Below are 10094 nucleotides of genomic sequence, written 5' to 3' on the forward strand. Positions count from 1 at the left end.
CAAGTGTTAGTGAATTCAAAAGGTAGTTCTGTAGGATTGTAGGAATTGATTCAACAATACGTCTAGTCTCTACCATGAAATTGCTTCCATATCTTAACCTGTGATGCTCCCCATGAGGCGCTGTGATCAATGGCTGAGATGAGACAGAGCCCGATCGCTCTCTCATAGGTGATTTCACTGACATCCGGGCTCCGCTCCTAGAATTCGGGCGGATCGATCCATCGATGGGCTGAAGGGACTAAAGGCCACCATCAGCTTGGTTTTGGTATGGGGTAGACATTTATGTGATGATGGCGAGAGGAACTGGAACCTCTACCCCAGAGTCCTGACGTCTAAGAATACATCCCATGGGCAGACTGGAGTGGCAGTGATGGCGCGATCGCTTATTCAGACGCGGCACAATTTAATGAATCCTAGTCCTAGATGGAGAGGGTGGTCTTGGGCGGGGATAGCCCTCGCGGGGCTTCTGGCGATCGCGCCTCCAGCCCTAGCGCAACAACCACCTTTTTTGCTGGATCCAATCACCGACCAGGATGAAGAGCCCTTAGTGGATGAAGCGGTGGTTGAGGGCGATCGCTCTCTCACATCGGAAGAGGCCCTGGAGCTAGAGGCGGTTCTGGATGACCTGCGCCAAGAAGGTCTGGTCTTGGATCAACAGGGGCAACGGGATGCCGCCTATGAGATTTGGGTGCGGGAGCTACGGCTGCGGCAGTTTCTCGGCTATCGAGCTGAAATTGAAGCCCTCAACTGGCTCGGTCAACGAGCCTTCCAAGACAACCGGACGGAGGAACTGCGGGCGGTAGGTGATCGCTTAGCGCTGATTGAAGCGATGGCGCTCCAGGAGCTGGGCGTAGATTTAGATCTCTGGATCACCCTTGCTCAAACCTACGAAACGGTACGCAAGAAAGACGAAGCGATCGCGGCCTATGTACGCGTGCTCGACTATAGCCGCGAACAGCGGGATGCGGCGCTGGAACAAAGTACGTTGCAAACCCTGGGGCAGCTCTACCTCAACTGGTTTGACTATGGTGATGCCGCTGCGACCTATCAAGAATTGGCGCAGATCCTGCAACGCCAAGGCGATCGCGCTCAAGAAGCCCAGGCCCTAGAAAATCTGGCCTATGCCTACGAGCAGGATCAGCAATACCTGCAAGCGATCGCCACCCAAGAGCGCTTGATTGAACTCTATACCGCCGATGTGCTGGAACGCACTCCCCCCGAGCAGATCGATCAAGTGCAGGTGATGCCCGTACCGCGATTGAAGATTGCGATCGCCAATAACTATCAAGCTCTAGGGCGCTACGACCGCGCCGCGATCAACTACCAAGCTGCCCTCACCGCCGCCCAGCTCAGCCAGCAGTTTGGCTATGCCAGCGATGCCCTACGACAGTTGGCCGAACTTTACAAAACCATTGAGCGCTTTGATGATGCTGTGGTGGCCTACCGTCGCTTAGTGGACGTGGAGCAACAGTCCTACAGCGTCTATGGCATGATGCGGGCCTACGACGAAATCGGTCGCATCCACCGCGATCGCGACCAGATTCCCCAATCCTTAGCCGCCTTTGAGCAAGCGCTGCGCTTGGCCCAGCAGTTGGGATTCCGAGAGGCCTATTTTGAACGGCAGCTATTGTTAGTTCGTCCGCCCCTGCGTCCTGTGCGGGTACCCGAGGTAGCTCCAGAGGTGCTAGAGGTGCTCGGCGGTTCAGACGCAGAGGATCCAGAGATGCCTTAGCCTGTGAAGGCCATTTGGCCAATATCTTCCGGAGCTAGGTGGTCATGCACAACTTCACCATCCCGGAACCACACCACCCGCCGCGTCAGCCGGGCCACCTCGGCCTCGTGGGTCACCATGACCACGGTGATGCCGCTGGTGTTGAGTTCGGCGAAAATCTCCATCACATCTTGGGTGGTGTGGGAATCTAGCGCACCGGTGGGTTCATCCGCTAATAACAATACCGGTTGATTGACAATGGCGCGGGCGATCGCCACCCGCTGCTGCTGTCCTCCCGAAAGCTGAGCTGGCTTATTGGATAGGCGATTGTCCAAACCCACCCGCGTTAGAGCCGTCGTGGCGCGATCGCGGCGTTCTACAAAGGGCACGCCCGCATAGACCATGGGCAGCATGACGTTTTCCAACGCTGTCAACTGGGGCAGGAGATGAAACTGCTGAAAGACAAAGCCGAGCTTTTGGTTGCGAATGTGGGCCAGGGCGCGATCGTCCAAGAGGGACACATCCACCCCATCCAGACAGTAGCGACCCGCCGTGGGGCGATCGAGACAGCCAATCACGTTCATGGCCGTGGATTTTCCCGACCCCGACGGCCCCATAATGGCGCAATATTCACCGGATTGGACGGTGAGCGATACATCGGATAGGGCGCGCACTTCGGTGTTGCCCGTGCCGTAGATTTTGGAAATATGGTCAAACTGAATGATGGGTTCGGTCATGGGAGGCTCCACCAGAAGCGATCGCGAGATAGGGGACTAGGCATATGAGAAGGCATATGAGACTAGGCACTACGCAGGGCCACAATGGGATCGAGCTGGGCAGCCTGCCGCGCAGGAACCACCCCAAAGAAAAGGCCAATGCTTCCCGACACCGCCACTGAAATCACGATGGCACTCACAGATATACCCGGCTGAAACGGCGTCACGGCACCCAAGAGCGCTGCTCCACCCACCCCAATACCAGTGCCAATGATGCCACCGGCTGCTGAGAGAATCACGGCTTCAATCATGAACTGCACCAAAATATCGTTCCCCGAAGCACCGATCGCCTTCCGTAGACCAATTTCCTGGGTACGTTCCCGCACCGATACCAGCATGATGTTCATGATGCCGATGCCGCCCACGAGGAGGGAAATGCCAGCGATCGCCGCTAGCAGAGCGGTCAGTGCGCCGGTGATCGTGCCCGTCAACTCCAGCAGGTCTTTTTGGCTACGCACCACAAAATCATCCGCGCCGGTAATTTTATGGCGCAGGCGCAGCAGGTTGGCAATTTGGAACTCGGCCGCCCCCATGTTGTCCTGCTGATCCACCGCCGCCACAATATAGGTGAGTTCGACCCCAAAGGGCGAAGTCTGCCCCACCAATCGCCGGGATAGTGTCAGCAAGGGTACCAACACCGCTTCGTCATAGTTCAAACCGCCTAGCCCTGCCCCCTTCTCTTCTAAAACGCCAATCACCTGAAAGCTGACGTTTTTCACGCGAATTTGCTGCCCCACAGGTTCAGCTCCCTGAAAGAGGCGATCGGCTAACTCATAGCCCAGCACCGCCACTTGGGTGCTGCGCTGCATATCTAGGTCGGTGAAAAAGCGTCCCCGGCCTACGATGAAGTTGCGCACAAGGGGAAAGCCCGGCGTGGTACCCACAATGGTGGCATTGGTCGATCGATTGCGGTAGACCACCGGGCCGCTGTCGTTAAACTCTGGCGCAACCCCCACCACCGAGGGTACCTGCTCAGCGATCGCCTCTGCGTCGGACAGCACTAAGGTCTTGGGGAGATTAAACGTCGCTCGCTGAGTTTCTTGATTGCCTGGCACCACAAACAGCACGTTGGGGCCCAGACCCTCAATTTCATCCGACACAAACTTTTGCGCCCCTTCGCCAATCCCCACCATGGCAATCACGGAGGCATTGCCGATGATGATGCCTAGCATGGTGAGGGTACTGCGCAGCTTGTTAGCTGTGAGCGTTTTGACCGCCATTCCCAAGCTTTCACGCACGTCCATGGATTCTAATCCTCCTCACTGACATCACCAAAGTTGAGATTTTCTAACTGCTGTCCTGGAGGCAGATCGACAAACACGCGATCGCCACTCTCTAGACCGCTGAGAATTTGCGTCTGGTTGCCCACCGCAGGGCCAAGGGTCACTCGGCGGAAGCGAATACGGTTTTGGTCATCCGGCACCAGCACCCCCGTATCACCCTGCTGGGTAACAATGGCCACAGTCGGCACCACGAGTGCCCGGTCTACCGTCTCGCCAATAAACTCCACATCCACATTCATCTGCGATCGCAGCCGATCTTGCCCTTCTAGCAGCTCAATGCGTACTTGAAACGAGGTGACGTTTTGCTCAATCACCGCCTCGGGAGCCACTAATCGCACCCGCCCCTCAAACACCTCCTCGGGAAAGGCATCGGCCATCACCTCCACCCGCTGCCCTAGCTGGATCTGGGCAATATCAACCTCCGGCACCTCGGCTAGAATTTCTAAGCCTTCAGCGATCGCCACAATTGCAGATGAGGTGGCCGATGAGGCGGTCGATGCCGACGTGGTGGGGGCCACAAATGCCCCTTCCGACGCATAGCGCTGGGTAATGATGCCATCAAACGGAGCCCGAATGAAGGTATCCTCATAGCGGACGATCGCCCCCTGGAGATTGGCCTCCGCCTCCGCCACCTGGGCCTGAGCCGCATCAATACTTTCAACCCGGCTACCGCTTTGCTGCTGACGCAAATTTTCCTGAGCTTCCCGCAAACTAGCCTGCTGGCGTTCTAGGGTAGCGCGGGCAGCATTCACCGTGTTGGTCGCTTCATCCAAGCCATCTTGGGCGATCGCTCCCTGATCGTAGAGAAATTGCTGGCGCTCCACCCGCTCGGTCGCCAAGACCACCTGCGACTCTGCTTCGACCACCAAGGCTTGGGCCTGCTCCACCCGGGCCTGGGCCTGGGCAATCTCCTCCGGTCGGTTACCGGTCTCCAACTCCTGCAGGCGCGACTGGGCCTGGGCGACCTGGGCCTCAGCCTGGGCCACGTTGGCCGCCGCCGTATCATTTTTCATCAAAGCGATCACCTGCCCACGGGTGACGCGATCGCCCTGTTCAACGTAGAGCTCCTCCAAAATATCGGAGGTCGCAGGGCTAATATTCACCGTGCGAAAGGGCTGCACTGTCCCGCTAGCTCGAATACGAAGCGCCACACTACTGGTTTCAACGGGAACCGTCAACGCATTGAGCTGCTCAGCCGACGGAGAGGATTGGCGTGTAGTCACGAGCACGACGGCACCAACTCCCAATAGCCCTACTGCGGCTAAACCAATCACCCAAGGCATCGATCCGCGGGCTTTGCCGGGAAAAGGACGTTGCATAACGTAAAGGGATCCAAGGAAAACACGATCAACATCAACAGCAAGGCCCTACGGGTTAGACCATTGCTGAATTCTGCTTCTATGGTATCGATCCTTCCAGCCATCTGTGAGGACAGGGACATCGCTACCTCGACGCTTACGTTTACGCTAGCGCCGATTCCGCCGTTTGTCGTCCTCCATGTTAGTCATCCCATCGGGCGATCGCAGCTCAGAGATCCCATGCCCCCACCATGATTTCTCAATGGGACTGGGCGATCGCTCTGAGAACAACCGCAAGAGCAGAACAGGGTACAAAGCGATCGCATCCCCTAGCATTTTGCCCGACCCAAACAAAACGACTCTCTACTAACTGAGAGAGCCGTGGTTGAGGTATAGATGTGAGCGGCTAACAGGAGTAGCTGAACTCTAGACAAGCGATCGCCGACTAGATAGAAGAGTCCAGAGATACCGCCGGGAGAACGTTGTTAGCGGATGCTGTTGTAGTTTCTTCAGATGGCAAATCACCTTCTCCCACAGCGCGCGTAATCTCTACGCCATTTTGCTCTAGGATCACCCGTGGCTCACCGCCAGGCACAAATTCAATACGCTTGACCAAAACCTGACCGTTTGACAAAAGTTGGCCTTCCCGAACATAGCGACTGTGGGGTTCATTAGGCGCTGCCACAATCGCATGAACCGTAGTGCCAATTTGTACCACGCCAGTCACAACGACAGCCCGCGCTAAGTCCGTGGGGGGTGGCGGCGGTGGGCCGGCCGGCTGCTGCGGCACCAACTCAGGAATAGGCGCTAGGCCACCAGGAGTAAGAGGCGGAGAGGCACCGTTGCCGCTTGGGTCACTAGGCGCTAGTTGTGGTGGTGGTGATGGCTGGTTGTCATCCTCTCCGGTGGAAATAATGCGCGGCGTGGCAGGAATCAACGCAAAAGGATTATCCCGTTCCTGAGTAATCTGCCGGATCCGTTCATCGGCATTCGTGGAAGCAATCAAGTCTGCATCAGCAGGGGGTGGAGGTGGCACAGCCGCACCTTCAGCTCCGGGCTCTTCCAAACCTTCGGCTGACTCGTCGCCCAACTCGTCGCCTGGAGGAAGCTCCCCTTCAACCGGCTCATCCGGAATCGGTACAGCTTCAAACTCTTCACTCACCGTCTCATCCCCGCCACCTGCAAAGAACTGGCAGCCGCCCACCAGCACCGTTAGGCTTCCAATCAACACTAGCTTCAACACTTGACGCATACCCAGTCCCCCGTGTCACACATCTCTAACAATCAATACTTCAACGATGATGCGATCTGCCTGCTTGACGTCTTCTACAAGACGACCGAATTGTATGCGGTTCTCGCCAATTCGGCAAACTGGGAGCGATCGCCGGCTAGTTGCTGTTCACCTAGGTTTAGTCTAGCGAGAATGGAAAACTTGCGGTGAGGCTTTGGTCGCTGACCGTGCCCGTTAGCGTTTGGGTTTCCCCACGGGTCAACAGCGTCACCTCAAAGGGAATCTCCGCCGATCCACCACCACAGCGGGTAAAGAGGTTGACTCGAATGCTGTAGCTGCCCGTGGGTGCTTGGGAAACGGGCCAAAAAATATTTTCGATGGGCTGGGTGGTGGTACCGCTACAGGCTGCATTAGCGTCAACATCCAGTTGCCCTCCTGAGGGTACCTGACGGTTGTAGTAAGCAACAATGTTCCCACTTGGATCGGTAACTTCTAGATCGAGGTCATCACTGGTCGCCCAACGTAGGGTGACTTGAATATCGCCCGTTCCCAACCCTTGGGGAGTGCTTTCTTGCACCACAAACGACGGCGCAGGACAAATTTCGGAGAGGTCTTGCAAGACGCCCCGCGGGTTGACCATATAACACCCCTGCCGCTCTTGGGAGATGGCAGCATGACTGCCAAAGATGGGCAGCACCACGGCAGATACCACCACTACGGTCTGTAAGAGCTTGGACATAGTGACATAATCCCTTCAGTAGCCAGCAAAGAATAGCACAGACAACCCAAATCAGAGGCGATTCCCCGAGGACAACAGGCACGGGGTAGATCGAGGCTCGGTGGAGCACCTCGACAGGGCAGAGGGTAGCGCGAAGTATTGATGGATATCGATAGGCCGATTAGGCCGCTTACTATAGAACAGCATCGTCCATCGACAACCCCATTTTTAAGATGCCCGATTTCCTGATGTTTGTTATCAACGGCGATTGATATAGGGTTTGGCATCGTGGCGGGGCGATCGCTGAAGAGCCCGTCTCGTTGAACCATCATCCACGGCCCTCCTAAGGGTGAATTTGGCTGACGAGTCTGGGCCAAATCCTTCATAATTCTTTAGCCAGCGTTAGTCAACGATCAAGTGGAAGCGATCGCCCTATGCAACCGGATATTTTGCGTCAATTACTCGCTGCTGTGGCCCAAGGCACAGTGCCGCCCGATGTCGCCTTTGAGCGGCTCTGGGATGATTTTGAACCGGTGGAAGAGTTCGCCAAGCTCGACCATCAGCGATCGCTGCGTACAGGCTTTCCGGAGGTGATCTGGGGGCCAGGCAAAACGCCGGAGCAGATCGTGAAGATCATGCAGACGATGCGATTGGTGCAGCCGGTGGTGATGGCGACCCGCATTGAGCCAGAGGTTTACCACCAGATTCAGGCCCACATTCCCGATGCTGTCTACTACAAGCAGCCAAGAATTGTAGCGATCGCTCCCGATAACCTAGCACCCTACCAACCGGGCACCATGACGCTGCTGTCGGCAGGCACGGCAGACCTAGCGGTGGCCGAGGAAGCGGCGATAACGGCAGAGCTCTGTGGCTTTCGGGTGAAACGCCTCTGGGATGTGGGCGTGGCGGGTATTCAGCGGCTGTTGCAGCATCAGGAACTGGTGCGAGAGGCGGATGTGTTGATTGTGGTGGCGGGCATGGAGGGAGCGCTACCCAGTGTGGTGGCGGGGCTAACCAGTTGTCCAGTGATCGCCGTACCCACCAGCATCGGCTATGGGGCCAATTTTGGCGGGCTGGCTCCCCTGCTGACCATGCTCAATTCCTGCGCAACGGGCATCGGGGTCGTGAACATTGACAATGGATTTGGTGCCGCCATGCTCGCAGGGCAAATTTTGCGGACAGCGGCCCGGATGAGCGATCGCGATGGCTAAACTACAAGCGCGATCCTTCTGCATCTTCGATATCGTTCCTACACTAAGCGTAGGAATGCTCCCAGCAGCGCTTCTGCACCCAGACCTAGCCACAGGAGCGACCAAGATAGGTGTCAGCGCTCCCGCGTTGACACCATAGAATTTCAGTCGTTGTAGCAGCAGCTATCAATCCTCGTCATCTTCGATCACGGCGCTGCGATCGAGGAGCAACAGGTTGCGCAACTGGGCCGTATCAAAGTCCGTCAGCCAATTTTCGCCCGTACCCACCAATTGTTCAGACAGCGCTTTCTTACTTTCGATAATTTCGTGAATGCGTTCCTCCAAGGTGCCCGTGCAGACGAACTTATGCACCTGCACATTACGGGTTTGTCCGATACGAAAGACGCGATCGGTTGCTTGGTTTTCCACCGCCGGATTCCACCAGCGATCGAAGTGGAAGACGTGATTGGCACGGGTCAGGTTTAAGCCCACTCCACCAGCTTTCAGAGACAGGATAAATAATCGAGGAGCTTGGGGATCGTGTTGGAAGCGATCGACCATGACCTCCCGCTGCTTTTTGGAGGTGTTGCCGTAGAGGAACAGCACCTCTTGCTGAAATTGGTGTTCTAGGTAAGTCTTCAGCAGCTTACCCCATTCAGCAAACTGAGTAAAAATCAAGGCGCGATCGCCCTCATCCATCAGCTCGTCTAGCATAGCCTGGAGACGCTGGAGTTTACCCGATTGCTGGGCGGAGAGCAACGGAACTTTCTTACTCTTACTACCCAAGAGCTGCGGATGATTACAAACCTGTTTGAGCTTAGTCAACAGAGCAAGGATCATGCCGTGGCGCTGAATGCCCTCAGCGGATTCAATCTCCGCCAGGGCTGAATCCACCAACTGTTGATAGAGGGCCGCTTGGTCGGGAGCCAGACCACAGAAAACGTTATTTTCCTGCTTATCCGGCAAATCTTGAATAATCGTGCGATCGGTCTTCAGGCGACGCAGAATAAAGGGCTGGACAAGCGATCGCAAGGTTTTCAACGATGCGGTATCGCCATAGCGTTCGATGGGGATCACAAAGCGGCGCTGGAAGAAGTTGCGCGGCCCCAGATAACCAGGGTTGAGGAAATCCATAATCGACCACAGCTCTAGCAGTCGATTTTCCACGGGGGTGCCGGTGAGGGCAATGCGAAACTGGGTTTCCAGTTCCCGCAACGCCTGAGATTGCTTCGCTTGAGGGTTTTTAATATTCTGGGCTTCATCCAAAACAATGCCCCGCCAAGAAACCTGCTTCAGGGTTTTCAGATCGCGATACACCAAAGGATAGCTGGTCATCACCAGGTCAACGGCCGCCGCAGCGGTGGCAAACTCAGCCCGTTGCGATCGCTTCTCCCCATGCTGCACCAACACCTTGAGACTGGGCGCAAACCGTTTCACCTCCCGTTCCCAGTTGCCCAACACCGAGGTGGGACAGACGAGCAGGGTCGGAGCGGTCAGGGCTCCCTGTTCCTTAAGATGCAGCAATAGGGCGATGAGCTGAATGGTTTTTCCTAAGCCCATGTCATCAGCCAGGCAGGCTCCCAAGCCCCACTGTTCCAAAAAGTCGAGCCAAGAAGCACCGCGCTGTTGGTAAGGGCGTAGGGTGCCTTGGAAGCTAGCAGGGGTGGGCAGGGGTTCGATGCTTTGGTTGCCGGTGGTGAGGGTGGTCAGCAGTTTTTCCAAGGCTCCGGAGGTCTCAAAATTGACCACCGGTAGCTTATCGATCATCTGGGTGTCGCCGGTTTTGATGCGCAGGACATCTTCTAGGGAGAGCGATCGCTGATCTTTGCGACTTTCAAAAAAGGCTTGGGCCGCGCGAATGTCGGGCGATCGCAATTCCACCCATTC

At 56.3% G+C, this 10094-nt stretch carries 9 protein-coding genes; 2 read left to right on the forward strand and 7 right to left on the reverse strand.

Translation table 11 applies throughout. The annotated features are described in order from the left end of the window. Positions 1 to 370 precede the first annotated feature (370 nt). On the forward strand, positions 371 to 1732 hold the full coding sequence (locus V6D20_09455; GenBank protein HEY9816005.1) for a hypothetical protein: 1362 nt from the start codon (positions 371 to 373) through the stop codon (positions 1730 to 1732). Here the strand turns inward: V6D20_09455 and V6D20_09460 are convergent. The 6 genes from V6D20_09460 to V6D20_09485 form a co-directional block, all read right to left on the reverse strand. Then, positions 1729 to 2448 carry an ABC transporter ATP-binding protein gene (locus V6D20_09460; protein ID HEY9816006.1) on the reverse strand — a complete coding sequence of 240 codons (720 nt, stop codon included), beginning with the start codon at positions 2446 to 2448 and terminating at the stop codon, positions 1729 to 1731. The genes V6D20_09455 and V6D20_09460 overlap by 4 nt on opposite strands. 62 nt (positions 2449 to 2510) lie before the next feature. Continuing rightward, on the reverse strand, positions 2511 to 3731 hold the full coding sequence (locus V6D20_09465; GenBank protein ID HEY9816007.1) for an ABC transporter permease: 1221 nt from the start codon (positions 3729 to 3731) through the stop codon (positions 2511 to 2513). A 5-nt stretch (positions 3732 to 3736) separates the two neighbouring features. Then, positions 3737 to 5089 carry an efflux RND transporter periplasmic adaptor subunit gene (locus V6D20_09470; GenBank protein ID HEY9816008.1) on the reverse strand — a complete coding sequence of 451 codons (1353 nt, stop codon included), beginning with the start codon at positions 5087 to 5089 and terminating at the stop codon, positions 3737 to 3739. Between the two features lie 147 nt (positions 5090 to 5236). Then, positions 5237 to 5422, reverse strand: a complete 186-nt coding sequence (locus V6D20_09475; GenBank protein HEY9816009.1) for a hypothetical protein — start codon at positions 5420 to 5422, stop codon at positions 5237 to 5239. 91 nt (positions 5423 to 5513) lie between these two features. Beyond that, positions 5514 to 6320 carry a hypothetical protein gene (locus tag V6D20_09480; GenBank protein ID HEY9816010.1) on the reverse strand — a complete coding sequence of 269 codons (807 nt, stop codon included), beginning with the start codon at positions 6318 to 6320 and terminating at the stop codon, positions 5514 to 5516. Positions 6321 to 6477: 157 nt separating this feature from the next. Further along, positions 6478 to 7038 (reverse strand): hypothetical protein, encoded by a 561-nt coding sequence (locus V6D20_09485; protein HEY9816011.1) that lies wholly within the window; start codon positions 7036 to 7038, stop codon positions 6478 to 6480. Between the two features lie 413 nt (positions 7039 to 7451). Here V6D20_09485 and larB point away from each other — a divergent pair, with 413 nt between their 5' ends. Next, positions 7452 to 8228, forward strand: coding sequence for a nickel pincer cofactor biosynthesis protein LarB (gene larB / locus V6D20_09490; protein HEY9816012.1), 777 nt, complete (start codon positions 7452 to 7454; stop codon positions 8226 to 8228). Positions 8229 to 8393: 165 nt separating this feature from the next. Here the strand turns inward: larB and V6D20_09495 are convergent. Further along, a partial coding sequence (locus tag V6D20_09495) for a DEAD/DEAH box helicase (GenBank protein HEY9816013.1) occupies positions 8394 to 10094 on the reverse strand: 1701 nt, incomplete at its 5' end.

The organism is Candidatus Obscuribacterales bacterium, from assembly GCA_036703605.1.
Lineage (GTDB): Bacteria > Cyanobacteriota > Cyanobacteriia > RECH01 > RECH01 > RECH01.